Annotated in this window: 14 protein-coding genes; 7 read left to right on the top strand and 7 right to left on the bottom strand. The window is 36.8% G+C overall.

Features of this window, described 5'->3' with window-relative positions; translation table 11 throughout:
* The first annotated feature begins 80 nt into the window (after nt 1-80).
* A complete protein-coding gene (gene guaA / locus K9M53_RS02940; protein ID WP_224017832.1) occupies nt 81-1,616 on the top strand; it encodes a glutamine-hydrolyzing GMP synthase in 1,536 nt (511 codons plus the stop codon).
* Between the two features lie 137 nt (nt 1,617-1,753).
* On the top strand, nt 1,754-2,926 hold the full coding sequence (locus tag K9M53_RS02935; RefSeq protein ID WP_224017830.1) for an ABC transporter substrate-binding protein: 1,173 nt from the start codon (nt 1,754-1,756) through the stop codon (nt 2,924-2,926).
* A gap of 1 nt (nt 2,927) precedes the next feature.
* Here K9M53_RS02935 and K9M53_RS02930 read toward each other — a convergent pair whose 3' ends face one another.
* Both K9M53_RS02930 and K9M53_RS02925 read right to left on the bottom strand, forming a co-directional pair.
* Nucleotides 2,928-3,398 carry a hypothetical protein gene (locus K9M53_RS02930; protein WP_224017829.1) on the bottom strand — a complete coding sequence of 157 codons (471 nt, stop codon included), beginning with the start codon at nt 3,396-3,398 and terminating at the stop codon, nt 2,928-2,930.
* Between the two features lie 62 nt (nt 3,399-3,460).
* On the bottom strand, nt 3,461-4,681 hold the full coding sequence (locus K9M53_RS02925) for a proline dehydrogenase family protein (protein WP_224017828.1): 1,221 nt from the start codon (nt 4,679-4,681) through the stop codon (nt 3,461-3,463).
* Nucleotides 4,682-4,755: 74 nt separating this feature from the next.
* On the opposite strand from K9M53_RS02925, the gene K9M53_RS02920 reads away from it, so the two are divergent.
* Nucleotides 4,756-5,277, top strand: coding sequence for an acyl-CoA thioesterase (locus tag K9M53_RS02920; RefSeq protein ID WP_224017827.1), 522 nt, complete (start codon nt 4,756-4,758; stop codon nt 5,275-5,277).
* A 46-nt stretch (nt 5,278-5,323) separates the two neighbouring features.
* On the opposite strand, the gene K9M53_RS02915 is transcribed toward K9M53_RS02920, so the two are convergent.
* A complete protein-coding gene (locus K9M53_RS02915) occupies nt 5,324-6,091 on the bottom strand; it encodes a lysophospholipid acyltransferase family protein (protein WP_224017826.1) in 768 nt (255 codons plus the stop codon).
* 87 nt (nt 6,092-6,178) lie between these two features.
* Between K9M53_RS02915 and K9M53_RS02910 the strand changes: the two genes are divergently transcribed.
* The 4 genes from K9M53_RS02910 to K9M53_RS02895 all read left to right on the top strand — a co-directional run bounded on the left by K9M53_RS02910 (nt 6,179) and on the right by K9M53_RS02895 (nt 10,472).
* Nucleotides 6,179-6,913: an SIMPL domain-containing protein gene (locus K9M53_RS02910; RefSeq protein ID WP_224017825.1), complete on the top strand. Its 735-nt coding sequence runs from the start codon at nt 6,179-6,181 to the stop codon at nt 6,911-6,913.
* 24 nt (nt 6,914-6,937) lie between these two features.
* On the top strand, nt 6,938-7,594 hold the full coding sequence (gene hxpB, locus K9M53_RS02905) for a hexitol phosphatase HxpB (RefSeq protein WP_224017824.1): 657 nt from the start codon (nt 6,938-6,940) through the stop codon (nt 7,592-7,594).
* A gap of 279 nt (nt 7,595-7,873) precedes the next feature.
* Nucleotides 7,874-9,778, top strand: a complete 1,905-nt coding sequence (gene rpsA, locus K9M53_RS02900; protein ID WP_224017822.1) for a 30S ribosomal protein S1 — start codon at nt 7,874-7,876, stop codon at nt 9,776-9,778.
* A gap of 235 nt (nt 9,779-10,013) precedes the next feature.
* On the top strand, nt 10,014-10,472 hold the full coding sequence (locus K9M53_RS02895; RefSeq protein WP_224017820.1) for a hypothetical protein: 459 nt from the start codon (nt 10,014-10,016) through the stop codon (nt 10,470-10,472).
* A 2-nt stretch (nt 10,473-10,474) separates the two neighbouring features.
* Here the strand turns inward: K9M53_RS02895 and K9M53_RS02890 are convergent, their stop codons facing one another.
* From K9M53_RS02890 to K9M53_RS02875, 4 genes are all read right to left on the bottom strand, one after another.
* Complete coding sequence (locus K9M53_RS02890) at nt 10,475-11,701, bottom strand: BaiN/RdsA family NAD(P)/FAD-dependent oxidoreductase (RefSeq protein ID WP_224017818.1); 1,227 nt, start codon at nt 11,699-11,701, stop codon at nt 10,475-10,477.
* Nucleotides 11,702-11,820: 119 nt separating this feature from the next.
* A complete protein-coding gene (locus tag K9M53_RS02885) occupies nt 11,821-13,269 on the bottom strand; it encodes a carboxypeptidase-like regulatory domain-containing protein (protein ID WP_224017816.1) in 1,449 nt (482 codons plus the stop codon).
* Between the two features lie 61 nt (nt 13,270-13,330).
* On the bottom strand, nt 13,331-14,899 hold the full coding sequence (locus K9M53_RS02880; RefSeq protein ID WP_224017814.1) for an NHL repeat-containing protein: 1,569 nt from the start codon (nt 14,897-14,899) through the stop codon (nt 13,331-13,333).
* Nucleotides 14,900-14,909: 10 nt separating this feature from the next.
* Nucleotides 14,910-15,956: a PorP/SprF family type IX secretion system membrane protein gene (locus K9M53_RS02875; RefSeq protein ID WP_224017812.1), complete on the bottom strand. Its 1,047-nt coding sequence runs from the start codon at nt 15,954-15,956 to the stop codon at nt 14,910-14,912.
* Nucleotides 15,957-15,961: the final 5 nt, after the last annotated feature.

Here is a 15,961-nt window from a genome sequence, read left to right as displayed (position 1 = left end):
AATAAAGATAATTACTTAATGGCTAAGAATTGGAATTGATAAACCTCTTTTAAATCCGAATTATTTACCTTCGCACCACCATGACGGAAAAAATTCTTATTCTCGATTTCGGCTCTCAATACACACAGTTAATAGCCCGTGCGGTTCGTGAAGCCAATGTTTATTGCGAAATAACCCCATATCACAAAGAAGTAAAATACGAAGAAGGCTTGAAAGGTATTATTCTTTCCGGTTCTCCTTTTTCAGTAAATGAAGATAAAGCTCCAACTGTTGATGTGAAGTCAATGGCTGATAAATTACCTGTTTTAGGTGTTTGTTACGGTGCTCAATTAACTGCCAAATTATTTGGCGGAAGAGTAGATAAAAGTGCTAAACGTGAATACGGTCGAGCGATTTTACAATTACAGAAAGAAGATGCACTACTGCAAAACATTTCCACAACATCTCAAGTGTGGATGAGCCACAGCGATACTATTAAAGAATTACCTGCAGGATTTGAATTGCTGGGAACTACCGATAGCATTCCTGTTGCTGCGTTTATGCGTAACAGTGAACAAGGCAATCCTTTATATGGATTACAGTTTCATCCGGAAGTATATCATTCTGCCGAAGGCAAAAAAATCATCAGGAACTTTTTAGTAAATATTTGCGGATGCCACCAGGACTGGACCCCGGCACATTTTATTACCGAAACAGTAGAAGCATTAAAGCAACAGATAGGTGATAAAAAAGTGATCATGGCATTAAGCGGTGGCGTGGATAGCACTGTTGCTGCAACATTGATCAACAAAGCGATTGGCAAAAACCTGTTTGGAATTTTTGTTGATAACGGCGTATTACGTAAAAATGAATTTGGACAAGTATTAGAAACTTACAAACATCTTGGATTAAATGTAAAAGGTGTAGATGCCAAAGAACATTTTTACAATAAGTTGAAATGGAAAACTGATCCTGAAGAAAAAAGAAAAATTATCGGCGGCGGCTTTATAGAAATTTTTGATGAAGAAGCAAAGCAATTAACAGGCATTGAGATGCTAGGTCAGGGTACTATTTATCCTGATGTAATCGAGTCTGTTTCAGTGCATGGACCTTCTGTAACAATCAAATCTCATCACAACGTAGGTGGTTTACCTGAAAAAATGAAATTAGGCCTGGTAGAGCCTTTGCGTTATTTATTCAAAGATGAAGTTCGTCGTGTTGGATTGGAATTAGGAATTCCACCGGATCTCATCTTCCGTCATCCTTTTCCCGGTCCGGGATTAGCCATTAGAATTTTAGGAGAGATTACAGAAGAAAAGGTACGGTTGTTGCAGGATGCTGATGATATTTATATTAATGGCTTGAAAAAAGCGAATTTATATTCAGAAGTATGGCAGGCAGGTACTATTTTGTTGCCGGTAAAAAGTGTTGGCGTAATGGGTGATGAAAGAACGTATGAATATACAGTAGCACTAAGAGCGGTTACATCCGTTGATGGAATGACGGCTGATTGGGCGCATTTACCTTATGATTTTTTAGCTGATATATCAAACGAGATAATCAATAATGTACGAGGCATTAATCGTGTGGTGTATGATATAAGCAGCAAACCGCCGGCAACCATTGAATGGGAGTAATCTTAATTAATAATGAATAATTAGTAATAACAATTGTGTTTATTATGCATCAGACATAAGTATTACTATTAAACATTGTTGTGTCACATTACGTTCATCAGCATTACTACTATTGAACTTTTATTGAAGCGAATAATATGATAAGAAGAGTTTGTTTAGCGATTGTTTTATTACTAACGATTAGTCATACACTAATTGCCCAGACTAATTCAAAGACTTATCATGTTGGAATTTTTGCGCCGCTTTATTTAGATTCTGTTTTTAACAATCAAACGTTTTTGTATAAACAAGGCATTCCCAAGTTTATTATACCGGGATTGGACTTTGTACAGGGTGCTGAAATAGCCTTGGATTCAATGGATATAAACGGCGCTACTGTTAATGCTGCTGTTTACGATTCAAAATCTTATAGCGACCCTGTTTCCGAACTAATAAAGAATAAAAAATTAGATGCACTGAATTTAATTATAGGTTCTGTTAAAGACGAAGAATATAAAGAGTTGGCAGCATTTGCGTCACAAAAACACATTCCGTTTATTTCCGTTACTTATCCCAATGATGGCGGTATTACAGACAATCCTTACTTAGTAATTGTAAACTCTACATTAAAATCACATTGCGAAGCGATCTTTAGCTATCTATTACAAAATCATGGTACCGATAAGCTATTTCTTGTTCGCAAAAAAGGCACACAGGAAGACAGGATCGCAGGCTATATAAAAAAAATAAATGAGCAGGATGGTAAACCATTGTTGAATATTCAAACACTGGTGTACGACAACGAACTAAGCTCGGATATATTAAAACAAAAATTGGACAGCAACCGACACACAGTTATTATTGGTGGTAGTCTGGATGAAACATTTTGTTCCAGTTTGATGTACGCCTGCAATGAATTGAATCAAACCTATCCTATTACATTGATCGGGATGCCGAATTGGGATGGTTTTAAAGTGCTGGCAAAGAAAGATCTGAAAGATTTCCCTGTTTATTACACCTCTCCTTATTTTAATAATAAATGGGATGATTACAGTAAAATACTAACCGGCGCTTATGCTGAACGGTATAAAGGAAGACCAAGCGACATGTCATTTAAAGGGTTTGAAGCAACCTACCTTTTTACCAAGCTTTTACTATTGCATCCTGATGATTTGATGCAACATTTAAATGACAATACGTACAAAGTTTTTTCTGATTTTAATTTCCGCCCGATCGAATTAAACAAAGAAAGCACTCAGCCCGATTACTTTGAGAATAAGCATTTGTATTTTGTAAAAAGCCTGAACGGCATTATTTCAAAAGCCTGGTAATTTAATTTACCATATACTTCCGGTGATTAGCATAAAGAACGATGAATACAATAGGAATCAATATTCCTATAAAACTTTTCCAATCAGAAAACGCATATTTGCCTAATATGATATAACTACCGACAAGAGGTATTATTTGACCCAGTACGTAAAAAATAAAACCGTCTTTTTTAAGCTTACGCATGTTTAATGCGCCAATAAAGCATAACGCAATTCCTATAATTCCAACAATTATTATTGATGTGGAATTATTCATTACTGCTTCCATTGCCGGTCTTGCTTCCTGCATTTGAGCCATTTGTTTGGCGTTAACGTTGTCAGGATTCTCCATTGCTTTGTTCATCATGTTCAAAGAAAATTTCATAAGATAAGGCGTAGCAAGAGTAAATATTAATCCTACAGCACATCCTATAAAAGTCAAAATGGTTAGTGCATTTAAATTGCCCGGTAACTTTGATTTATTTTCTTCCATATTGCAAAATTTTATACCAATGTAAAGCCTTATTTTATTTTTTCAAAGATGTTTATTGCTTATTATCCTATTTTCCTTCTTTTTAATTCTTTTTCGATCAAACTTAGCTCTCGTCCTGATTGTCCGCCAACACTGGAGTTTTCCTGCGCTCTTCTCATTAAATAAGGAATTACATCTTTAATTGGACCAAAAGGAATGTACTTGCTTACATTAAATCCTGCTTTTGCCAGGTTAAAACTTATGTTATCACTCATTCCATACAGCTGAGAAAAATGGAGGTGTGGATGATCTGCTGCAATAGTCTTTTTCTCTGCTATTTCCGCTGCCAGCATACAACTTTGTTCATTGTGCGATGCAACGATAAAAGAGACATTGTCTATATTCCCAAAACAAAAATCAATAGCAGCATTATAATCTTTATCTGTAGATGATTTATCCGGCTGAATAGGTGATGGATACTGATTTTCGTCTGCCCGTTTACGTTCTTTTTCCATATAAGCGCCACGAACTAATTTGACCGCCAGTACAAAATTTTTTATCGTTGCTGTTTCAAATGAATCTTTTAAAAACTGTAATCTATCATGCCGATATAATTGAACCGTATTATAAACAACCGGTTTTTGTTGATTGAATTTTTCCATCATTATTTCTGCTAAAGCATCTACCGGATCCTGGATCCAGGTTTCTTCGGCATCTATTAAAACTCCAATATTGTTTTTTTGTGCGGCTTCACAAATAAGCAATACCCGCACACATACTTTGTCCCATTCTTCCTGTTCATCAGTAGTCAAATTTTGGATAGCTTTAGCGTAACGTTTGAATAAACCTTCCTCATCATCATTCATCATTGCATCCATCTTTTCCAGCAAATCAAAGCGTGCCAATGCTGTTATTTTAATACTCATGAATGGAATATTTTTTTGCGTGGCCGCATAATTAATTACACGAATAAATTCATCCATTGCAAAATCAAAACCTTGTTCGCCGTCCTGCCCTCCTTCTGCACCATAATCTAAAATAACCTGCACATTATATTGCTGTAGCTTATTAGCAACTTTTGCTGTTTGCTCTAATGTTTCACCTCCAACAAATTGGTGAAAGATGGTGTTTCTTATGGTTGGCTTGATGAAAGGAAATTTATTCTTGATAGCAAGCGGAGTGATCTTCAACCCTAACTTGATCAGCCATGGAATATTCATGATAGAAAAAAGAAAATATGTTTTCTTTAATTCCATTTTTGATTTGCCGGCAAAAGCATATTCGGTATTGTCGAAAGAAATCATTTACTAAATCTACTAAAATTCTTTTTTAATAACAGATGCCTATATGCTTTCAGTATCTTTACATAAATATTTTTATGGATAAAAAGCCAGGAGATTCTTTAATAATAATGACAGAATTGGTATTACCGAATGATACCAATCTTTTCAATAATTTAATGGGCGGTCGATTAATGTATTGGATGGACATTGCTGCTGCATTGGCTGCTACCAAGCATTGTGGGGCACCCGTAGTTACTGCATCTGTAGATAATATTTCTTTTGAAAACCCGATTAAAATCGGCAATGTTGTTCATATAGAAGCAAAAGTAACCCGGGCATTCACCAGCAGCATGGAAGTACATTTAAAGGTATGGGGTGAAGATTCATTGATGCAACAAAAATATAAAAGCAATGAAGCGTATTACACCTTTGTAGCTTTAAATCCTACGGGCAAACCGGCGGCTATTGCACATCAAATTATACCGGAAACAGAAGATGAAAAAAGATTGTACGAAGGTGCGTTAAGAAGAAGACAATTGCGTTTGATATTAGGGGGCAAAATGAAACCCCAGGATGCAGAAGAGTTGAGAGCTTTATTTATCGGAAGTAAAGATTAAGGCAGACAGGCAAGAAGCCCATGAAGCAACAAGTAAATTTAATTTGCTAAATATTTGCAGTAGCGTGATGATGGCGGCCTTTCAGCATGTACTCTTTACTTTGTTCAATTGCATCCATTACCTGTGCTAAAATATTTTCGGTGGTATCATCATAATTAATAACCATCGGTGGCTTAAACGTAACAGACAACAAAGTTCCTTTCTTTTTAAACTTCAATCCTTTTTTATTGAATGCCCGCCAAAAGCCGCTGATAACAACAGGAATTACAATTGGGCGACTGTGTTTAATGATAAATGCTGTTCCTTTTCTTCCCGGAGCAAATGGTTTGGTAGTGCCTTGAGGAAATGTAATGATCCAATTATCTTTTAATGCCCGTTCTATATTTCTTGTATCGCTTGGGTCTAAATTTCTTCTTACTTCTTTGCCATCTTTTACCCAGGTACGCTTTACCGTTATAGCGCCTGCCATAGTAAACAGTTTACTCAGCCAATTCTTCCGCATGGTTTCTTCGGCAGCCACATATTTAACCCGTGTAAACGGCCAAAGCAGATAATAAGGCACTCCCAGTTTATTTCTCTTACGCCAGCTTACTGCACAGAAAATGTGTATGAATGTAATTACGTCTGCAAAATAGGTTTGATGATTGCTTACGAACAACACATTTTTCTTAGGAAGGTTTTCCAGATTTTCTGTTCCTTTTATTGTAAGCTTGTTGATAATATTGATACCGGGATAAGAAAACATCCCGATGATGATGTATAAAATAGTTTTAAAAAACCTCGTTTCTTTTATTCGTTGCAACCAATCAGGCATGAAAAGAATTTTTATGATTTTTTAACTTACGTAAATGTATTTGTTTTCTTTTTTAATTTATACTTTGCCGTAAATAAACATAAAATTATGAAAACATTCTTATCAATGCTGACTTTGCTTTTAAGCTCCATATATGTTTTTGCTCAAGCACAACCTACCTGCAACCCCTATCCTAAAACAATTACTGTTTCGGGTTCTGCCGATATGGAAATTGTTCCGGATGAGATTTATGTTCAAATTGATTTAAGAGAATACAAAAAGAAAGGAGAAGAGAAAGTTGAACTTGAAAAAATAAAAGCCGATTTTTTAGATAAATGTAAAAGTGTCGATATTGAGGATTCAGCCATTAGCATAGCCTCTTACTCAGGAACAAATTATGCAGCATGGTTTTGGAAGAAAAGAAAAAAAGATCCGGATCTATACTCAACAATTTCTTATCAGATAAAATTTAAAGGTTCAAAAAAAATGGATGCTTTGGTTGCCATTTTAGATGATGAGGCTACTACTAACTTTAGAGTATTTAAGACCTCCCACAGTAAAATATCGGAATTTAGGAAACAACTAAAAATTCAAGCAATAAAAGCTGCAAAAGAAAAAGCAATTTATCTTACTGATGCGATTAATGAAAAAGTTGGAGAAGCTATTACAATTGAAGAGCCGGGTGAACCTGAAAACAGTTCCGTAAATCAAAATGCAATAAATTATAGACAAGCTAAAGATGGCATTCTCATGGAAGAGAAAATTGTAGACAATATTCCCTCTATTGATTTTAAAAAAATAAAACTTGTTTATAAAGTAAAGGTCGTATTTGCAGTAAAGTAATATGCCTCTTTTATCTTTGCATGCATGAAACTAAACACTGTTATTTTCGACATGGATGGCTTGTTAATCGATTCCGAACCTTTATGGAATGAAGCAGCCACAGAAGTTTTTAAACGTTATGATATAACCGTAACCGACGAACAATATGCCATTACCACCGGTTTGCGTACCAAAGAATTTGTGCAATGGTGGTTTGCGGCACATAACATCTCTATGCAATATGCTGATGAAGCCCGCATCGGCATCATTCAAAAAGTATCAGAAAAGATCATCACTAAAGGCAAGCCAATGCCGGGATTAGCGCATATTCTCAACTTCTTTATCTCCCGTAAATTTAAGATTGGACTGGCTACTTCTTCGCCGCAAACAGTTATTGATGTTGTGATGAATCATTTAAAAATAGGAGAATATTTTAATGCTATTTATTCGGCAGAAGATCTTGCTTACGGTAAGCCACACCCGCAAGTGTATTTAAATTGCGCAGAAGCATTGGGTTCGCAACCGGAAGAATGTATTTGTTTTGAAGATTCCTTTAATGGTATGATCGCCGTTAAAGCAGCAAGAATGAAATGTGTAGTTATTCCGGCACACGCACAATTAACCGATGCTAAATGGAGTGCTGCAGATCTGAAGATATCTTCTTTGCAGAATTTTAATGACCTGCTCTTACAAACGGTTTGATCTGAAAATGTAGTTTTAGACTTGTAACATTTAAAGTATTCTGCTCTCATGACCGATAGAATAAAGGACTATAACCCGCTACAATGAAAGCTTAAAAATGTTATGCCGTAAAAGGGAGTGACACAACGATGTTGCCATGAAAAACTGCTGTCTGTTCCAAAATTTTCATTTTTTGCTGTAAAAACCCTCTAAAACGCCTGAAAAATCTGCTTTTCAGGCTATAAAATCCACAATTTTTTGTGTAACTTTGCACTCCCGTTAAAAAACCGGGATATTATTATGAATTTCATTAACAAACAACTAAACGCAGATGCACAGGAGAGTTCAGCAGCACCGACCGCTGAGACTACTGCGACAACAAATTCACCTGTAGTGGAAACTGCTCACGACGATTTTGATTGGAGCGTTGACAAACGTAACGTATCTAGCTACAACAATGATGAAAAAGCTAAGTATGATGCGGTGTATGATGGTACTTTTAAACAGATCAATGATGGCGAAATGGTACAAGCTACTATTGAAGCGATCACTAAAACTGATGCTGTTGTAAACATTGGTTTTAAAAGTGATGGTTTGATCTCGTTGAACGAATTCAGAGATGTTGCCGGCGGAATTAAAGTAGGCGACCTGATTGAAGTTATGGTAGTTGAAAAAGAAGACCGCAACGGAAATCTTCACCTGAGCCGTAAACAAGCTCGTACAACAAGAGCCTGGGAAAGAATTGTGGAGCTGCACAAAACCGGCGAAATTGTTACAGGGTTGGTTACCAGCAAAACAAAAGGCGGCTTGATCGTGGACGTGTTTGGAATGGAAACATTCTTACCGGGTTCGCAAATTGACGTTAAGCCTGTTACTGACTACGACCAATTCGTTGGTAAAACAATGGAATTTAAAGTGGTTAAGATCAATGAAGCCATTAAGAATGCTGTTGTATCTCATAAAGCACTTATCGAAAGTGATATTGAAGCTCAAAGAGCTCAGATCATCGGTAAATTGGAAAAAGGTCAGGTATTGGAAGGAACGATCAAAAACATTACTGACTTTGGTGCATTCCTTGACCTTGGCGGCTTAGACGGTTTATTATACATTACCGATATTTCATGGGGACGTATCAACCATCCTTCAGAAGTATTGAAAATGGATCAAAAACTGAACGTTGTGGTATTGGATTTTGATGATGACAAAAAACGTATCAGTCTTGGTTTGAAACAATTAACTCCTCATCCTTGGGATACATTATCTGAATCAATTAAAGAAGGCGAAGTAGTAAAAGGTAAGGTAGTGAACATCGAAGATTACGGTGCTTTCCTTGAAATCATGCCAGGTGTGGAAGGTTTGGTTCACGTAAGTGAAATTACATGGGCTAACACTCCTATCAACGCTAAAGAATTCTTTAAACTAGGTGATGAATATGAAGCTAAAGTAGTTACATTGGATAAAGATGCCCGCAAAATGAGCTTGTCTATTAAACAATTGACAAACGACCCATGGAGCGATATCGATACTAAATTCCCGGAAGGAAGCAAACACAGCGGCGTAGTTAAAAACATTACTCCTTATGGCGTATTTGTTGAATTGGCTACCGGTATCGGCGGTATGATCCACATCAGCGATCTTAGCTGGTTAAAACGCTTCAATAACCCTAACGAATACACTAAAGTTGGTCAGAACATCGATGTTATTATTATGAACATTGATAAAGAAGGCCGCAAATTGCAGTTAGGTCATAAACAAATTGAAGAAGATCCATGGAATTCATTGGAATCAACTTTCCCTGTGGGCAGCATACACGAAGGCACTGTTACTAAAAAAGATGACAGAGGCGCTGTAGTTCAATTGCCTTACGGCTTGGAAGGATTTGCTCCTAACCGTCATTTGGCGAAAGAAGATGGTAAAACCATCGGTGCTGATGAAACGGCTCAATTCATGGTAATTGAATTTGATCGTAACGACAAACGCATCGTGTTAAGCCACACCCGTATTTGGGAAAAAGTTGTTGAAGAAGAAAAGCAAGCAGTGATCAAAGAAAAGAAAGCAGAAGCTGAAGTAACCAAAAAAGCTGTAAAAGCTTTACAAAGCAAAGTTGAAAAAACAACGTTGGGTGACTTAGGTGTTCTTGCTGACTTGAAAGCAAAGATGGATGGCAATGCTGCTGCATCATCTGACGAAGCAAAAAGCGAATAATTATTAATCGTCTTATACGAAGAGGTCATCAATGATGACCTCTTTTTTTATGTACTTAACACCAGTGCTGTTATTTAGCATTGTTGTGTCACTCGCTTGTACAGCATATTTTATTCAGCTTTTATCTAAGCGTAGATTTCGGGTAGCAAACAGCAGGCAAAAAGCTGCGGAACAACACTGTTTACTTTGCTGGCATTGTTTCTTTGTGTGAAACTCATCGTACCTTGCACCAGTTATGAACAACTTCAGTAAGTATTTAGGCTTAACCATGCTATTGATGGGTATTGTGTTCGGCTTTATTGTTTCTATAGCATTGGTTATTTTAGTTTTTAAGCTACTTTCCATAGCGCTTTTCAATAATAGACTATCTGATAATATTTTTCAATACTGCGTAACCATTACGCCTTATCTTATATTTTTTGCAGCAGATTATTTTTTGTTCACTAAAATAAAAAAAGCAAAAAGTATTTCTTCAAAAGTTATAGCATCGCTTTTTCTGTTTATTGGCAGCTTGGTTTGTGTACTGTCTTTTTTATTGCTTTCTGCCAATTTCTTTGGAGTAAAAAATCAATGGCTGTTTTGGTTTAATGAGAATACTGGTTACAGCCTGATCATACAATTACTAATGGTTTTTGCTACCGCCTTATCACTTGCCATTGGATCACCTAAAGAAAAAGATTGGATGGAGAAATAGCTTTAACTATTTGCAATAGCTTTAGCGGCAATAAAACCTGTTGTCCATGCATTTTGAAAGTTAAACCCACCGGTTATTCCATCTATGTCTAATACCTCCCCGGCAAAAAATAAATTCGGTACAATTTTACTTTGCATGGTATTATGATCAATCTCATTTAATGAGATTCCCCCTGCTGTAACAAATTCCTCTTTGAATGTCGTTTTTCCTTTTACTTCAAATTCCTGTACACATAAAATTTTGATCAGCTTGTTTTGTTCTTTGGCAGGCAGATCTGCCCAACGCGTATTTTCGTTTATGTCACACTGTTGTAATAGATATTCCCACAAACGCTGTGGTAATGAAAATGGATTTCTGTTAATGATCTTTTGTGAAGCAATATCAAAACGAAGCTGCTGTAATTTTTCACGCAATGTATTTTCATTAAAAGAAGGAACCCAATTTACAGCAATTTGAAATTTATATTCTTTGCTTTGCAATTCACGTGCACCCCAGGCAGATAATTTTAAAACTGCCGGACCGCTCATTCCCCAATGTGTTATTAATAATGGCCCCTGCTCCGATAATTTGGTACCCATAATTTTTATTGAAGCATTTTCTACTGAAACCCCCATTAATGCTGTAATTGCATTACCCGGCATGTTAAACGTAAAGAGAGAGGGAACCGGTGATTCAATAGCATGTCCCACCTTCTGTAGCCATTCAAATTGTACTGATTTCGGATAACCGCCGCTGGCTACACAAAGGTATTCGGCAGTCTGTAGCCGGGAATTTGAGAGTTCAATATTCCATTGTTCATCCATTCTTTTTAATTCCTTTACCTCGCTATTCATTAAAATCTCTATGTTATATTTATTGACTTCTTTTATCAGGCAATCAATAATTGTTTGTGATGAATCCGTAACAGGAAACATTCTTCCATCAGCTTCCGCTTTTAGCTCCACACCCCTTTGTTTAAACCATACAATTGTGTCTGTAGTAAAAAAGTGATGAAATGCTTTTTTTAAGAAGCCTGCACCCCTTGGATATTTTTTGATCATCTCTGCAATGCTGAAGCAGTTGTGTGTAACATTACACCTACCGCCTCCGCTTACTTTTACTTTGCTTAACAGCTTATTTGTTTTTTCAATAATGGTTACCTGCAACGCCGGATTTAATCGTGCTGCATTTACAGCACAAAAAAAACCGGCAGCTCCACCTCCGATAATGATCAGTCTTTGTTTGTTCATAAAAGAACATCAAAGATAATATTGAAATAACCACCCGGTTTTAAAAAATAAACCACATAGAAAATTCTATGTGGCATAACAAAAGAGTTCTTTGCTTAATAATTGTTTTATCCTATCAGCTAATAAGTACCGCTACCACCGGCATTGTATGTAGCATCTGTTAAAGGATCATACACTGTACAGGAGAATGTAAAGCTTCGGACGCCGGTTTTAGTAACCGTTCCGTTTTTTGTTCCATATTGTACCGGGCCAGTACTTAAAGTAGTTAATCCATATAAGTCGCAGCCACCTACAGATTGATATGCATCCGTAAAAGAAAAACTACCTGATGAAGCTTGCGGCATATTGTAAATAATAAATGAACTGCCTGATATGGTGAAGATACCTACATCAATGCCACTACAGGCACTTACATCGGGAGTAGAAGAACACGGGCCTGAAAAGTTGTTTCCATCGACAGTAAAATTTCCTAATCCATTATCGCCCGCTCCTGCATTACAATCTGCTGTAACTATTATCGGTGCTGTAGCACTACCTTTTACCGGTATATTATTTACATCTACTATGCTGCCGCCTGCAGAAACTTTATAGTTAAAAATAACAGCACCATCTTTTACTGCTACTTTAACTCTATACTTTCCATTTGCATTTGTTTTAACCACATACTCATTATTATAATTAGTAGATTTTATTCTTACCGTTATATTAGGCACAGGTTTATTATCTGTACAAAGCACTTGTCCTTCTATCGTTCCAAAATCAAGCGTGCACTTGTCTATATTTTGAAAAAGCGTAGTAGCCGGATAAAAATATTCATCATTGGTTTGTGTAATACCGGTACCATTCGTCCATTTACCTAACTGGCTATCATAACCCCAGGATTTAGCTCCATTACTAACCGGATCGTTAACACCTGCAGGAATTGTTACTCCAACTTTTACATCCGGCGATGCAACTAACTTATTGCCATTTTCATCTTTAAATTCTGTTGCTACAAAGCCATAACTGAGCATTGCCCCTTCATTTCCGTTTTCATCATTTGCCATAAAATCGCCGCCAGGCATTAGATCAGAAAGATTTACATCATTACCCTGAACATATCTTGCAGCAACATATACTTTACCATTATATACTTGCCCATCATTACTTTTAAAAGCCCCTGCGGGAGCTATCACTCTCAATCCTTTATTGCCGGCTTGCCCTCCTGAGGGCATTATCGTTCCAAGGTCATTTTTTGTCAACAACTTAATTTCTGTAAAAAGATCAGTACCATCAACATTATCTACATTTTTATACCCGGTGAAAAATCCATCTGCATTTACTTCTACTTTATATATATCTGCATGAGAGAGTCCTGAGATTTTAAAGCTTCCATCATTGCCCGTTTGTACCGTCTCTCCTGAAATTTTAACAGTAGCATTTGCTATTCCTGTTCCGGCTTCATTTAATACGGTACCGGATACACTAAAAGTTGAACCTGCGTCTTTACTGCACCGGGTTAAAAGGTGTAAGCAAAGAATTGAAGTAAATAGTAAGATCAATGTCAGCTTAGTTTTTTTCTGTATCATGATATAAATTTTTAAGCGTTATTACTCCTGATTGTTTTCTATTGTGTATATAGTTATCTCATTAATGTAATATTGTTAATTTAACAGCAGGATCAAGTGTAACTGTTGCGCCAGATTTGATGGTTATGCTTCTTATAATTGCATTAGTGCTCAATACCACATTGCCGCCATTAATGATGACATCAGTGTTACTATCAGGAATAATTCCGCAACCCCAGTTTTGTGTATTCTCCCAGGCCGAATTGATACTACCGATCCATTTGTCTGAAAACTTTAATATAAATACATCACTATTCTTACCATCTACAATGCACTTATATTGATACCCATACCAATTGGTTGAAATATTATTTAATTGAAGTGATGCTGTAGTTGCTCCATTATAATTATTGCCATCGGCAATATTTTGAAATCCGGAGCCTGTATTTACTTGCCATTGAAAAGCAGTTCCAATAATGCCTGCTGTTAGTGTGGTACTTGTTGTAGAAGGACAAAGCTGAACTTCAGCAGGTGATTGAGAAAATCTCATCACGCTAAGTTTTCCGTTCGCATTATTAAAGTAATCGGCATACGCCACATAAGGAATTCCGGCATCATTTATTGCTATTGAAAGAGAAGAACGATCTACATCTTGTGAATAACCAATGAAGCCCTTTGAAAAACCCGCATCACCTACCGGCACCCAACTGTTTCCATCAAATTGTATCACAGAAGCGGAATTATTTTCTGTGTTGTCATCCATAAATGCGAAGTATGGAATTCCATTATTGTCTACTGCAAGCGTAGGATCAAAGTCATAGTTTGCTCCATCAAAATATCCACCCACATATATCCACGAGGTTCCATTGAATTTCATTAGTGTTGGTATAGATAAGCCGACATCTCCCGAAGCAAACCCAACATACAGCTCATCGTTTTTATCAATTACAAATGACACATACCTTGCCACTGTTGATGAGAACCATTGATTACCTACATACACCCAGGCAGAGCCGGTAAATTTCATTACAGATGCCCGTCCTCCTGCACCATCTTGAAAACCTATATAAGGAGTATTGCTTTTATCAAATGCCAATGATATAGTTTGCACAGCATTTGGTGTAAAACCTACTTTGCCAACAGCCACCCAGTCTGTTCCATTGAATTTCATAACGGTTGCTTTATCACTATTATCATAATCCTCATAAGCCACATAGGGCACATTATTATTGTCTATTGCAATGGACGGCGAAAAAGCACTGCTTCCCGAAAATTGTATATTACCCACTGCAATCCAGGTATTGCCACTCAATTTCATTACGGTTGCGTTTCCATTAGGGGAAGAAGAATAAAGCACATATGGAATACCTGCTTTATTAATAGCCAATGAGATCAATCCTATATTAGGTTCTGAAAAACCTGCATTACCAACTGTAACCCAATTAATACCATTGAACTTCATCACAGTTGCTGCATTATTATTGCCCGCATCCTGGAATGCTATGAAAGGAATTCCATTCTTGTCAAAAACCATAGAAGTATTGTAAACCGGCTTCCCTGCCGAAAAACCAGGCGATCCAACATATTCCCACGATTGTGCAAATGCACAATGAGACCATAACCCGATGAACAAAGTAATTATGTATTTCATACTTTATGTTTTACCAAACATTTCTAGGGCAAGTGCTTCCATAATGATTTCCCAATAGGAAGCCTATAACTATTTCATGTGTTCCATTGCTTACGAGGTTCAGGTCAGACATTGTTTTATCATATGAATATCCTATACTAACGGCATTGCCTATACTAATACCTGCCATTGCTGCAAATCCTTCCTCGGAACGATAAGTAGCTCCCAGCCATAACAATTGCTTATATTGAATTTTCCCGTTCAAATCAATACTAAAAGGCAAAGGACTAACATAGCGCACCATTGCTGATGGCAAAAAACTTACATCATTCGTGATATAAAAACGATATCCCAGATCCAAAAAATAATGAGGCACTAATTTTCCTGATGAAGATTGAATGATATTATCTGAAAAACTGAGTTGGGAAGAAAGGATCTGCTGTACCGAAAGTCCGATGAAATAATTTTTATTGTACAACAATAAACCCGCAGCAAAATCGGGTTTCATTTGCGTTAATTGTCCATTTGCATTAACTGCAGGATCTGAACTGGTATAAAGATTTAACTTATCTGCATCTAAACTTACCTGGTGTAAGCCCGCACTAAGCCCCATTGCTAAAGTAGTTTTAGCTGATATCGGCTGGTGATGAGAGAAGCTTGCAAAGGCATCGAAATGTGTAAGCGGCCCTGTTTCATCACTGATTATTGTTAAACCAATTCCCTGGTGTGACGGCGCTGCTTTATAATTGAACCAATAGGGCTTTCCTAATGGATTTTCTCCATCAATACCATAACTGGTTGCATCTTCCCTTTCATCATATACACTTTTTTGCAAAGGCGCTTGTATGGTCAGGTAAGCGGTAACAGGAGCTCCTTCCAATCCCACCCATTGATTGCGGCAACTCAATTTTACATCGGTATAATTATCAATGCCTGCCACTGCCGGATTAATGATAAAATTATTTAGGATGTATTGCGTATAATAAGGTCGTTGTTGAGCAAAACTTGAAACAGGCAGTATCAATACTATAGCCAGACAAGCTTTAAAGATCTTTTTTATAATGGATAAGACATGCATAAAAT

This window comes from Ferruginibacter albus (assembly GCF_020042285.1).
Lineage (GTDB): Bacteria > Bacteroidota > Bacteroidia > Chitinophagales > Chitinophagaceae > Ferruginibacter > Ferruginibacter albus.
The sequence above is the reverse complement of the archived record's forward strand: the minus strand, read 5'-3'. Positions and strand labels throughout refer to the sequence as shown.

Excerpts from the sequence above, each read along its gene's own strand:
- K9M53_RS02935 (WP_224017830.1), top strand. The coding sequence starts at position 1,754 with ATGATAAGAAGAGTTTGTTTAGCGATTGTTTTATTACTAACGATTAGT.
- K9M53_RS02885 (WP_224017816.1), bottom strand. The coding sequence starts at position 13,269 with ATGATACAGAAAAAAACTAAGCTGACATTGATCTTACTATTTACTTCA.
- K9M53_RS02920 (WP_224017827.1), top strand. The coding sequence starts at position 4,756 with ATGGATAAAAAGCCAGGAGATTCTTTAATAATAATGACAGAATTGGTA.
- rpsA (WP_224017822.1), top strand. The coding sequence starts at position 7,874 with ATGAATTTCATTAACAAACAACTAAACGCAGATGCACAGGAGAGTTCA.
- K9M53_RS02890 (WP_224017818.1), bottom strand. The coding sequence starts at position 11,701 with ATGAACAAACAAAGACTGATCATTATCGGAGGTGGAGCTGCCGGTTTT.
- K9M53_RS02915 (WP_224017826.1), bottom strand. The coding sequence starts at position 6,091 with ATGCCTGATTGGTTGCAACGAATAAAAGAAACGAGGTTTTTTAAAACT.
- guaA (WP_224017832.1), top strand. The coding sequence starts at position 81 with ATGACGGAAAAAATTCTTATTCTCGATTTCGGCTCTCAATACACACAG.
- hxpB (WP_224017824.1), top strand. The coding sequence starts at position 6,938 with ATGAAACTAAACACTGTTATTTTCGACATGGATGGCTTGTTAATCGAT.
- K9M53_RS02925 (WP_224017828.1), bottom strand. The coding sequence starts at position 4,681 with ATGATTTCTTTCGACAATACCGAATATGCTTTTGCCGGCAAATCAAAA.
- K9M53_RS02930 (WP_224017829.1), bottom strand. The coding sequence starts at position 3,398 with ATGGAAGAAAATAAATCAAAGTTACCGGGCAATTTAAATGCACTAACC.
- K9M53_RS02895 (WP_224017820.1), top strand. The coding sequence starts at position 10,014 with ATGAACAACTTCAGTAAGTATTTAGGCTTAACCATGCTATTGATGGGT.
- K9M53_RS02880 (WP_224017814.1), bottom strand. The coding sequence starts at position 14,899 with ATGAAATACATAATTACTTTGTTCATCGGGTTATGGTCTCATTGTGCA.
- K9M53_RS02910 (WP_224017825.1), top strand. The coding sequence starts at position 6,179 with ATGAAAACATTCTTATCAATGCTGACTTTGCTTTTAAGCTCCATATAT.
- K9M53_RS02875 (WP_224017812.1), bottom strand. The coding sequence starts at position 15,956 with ATGCATGTCTTATCCATTATAAAAAAGATCTTTAAAGCTTGTCTGGCT.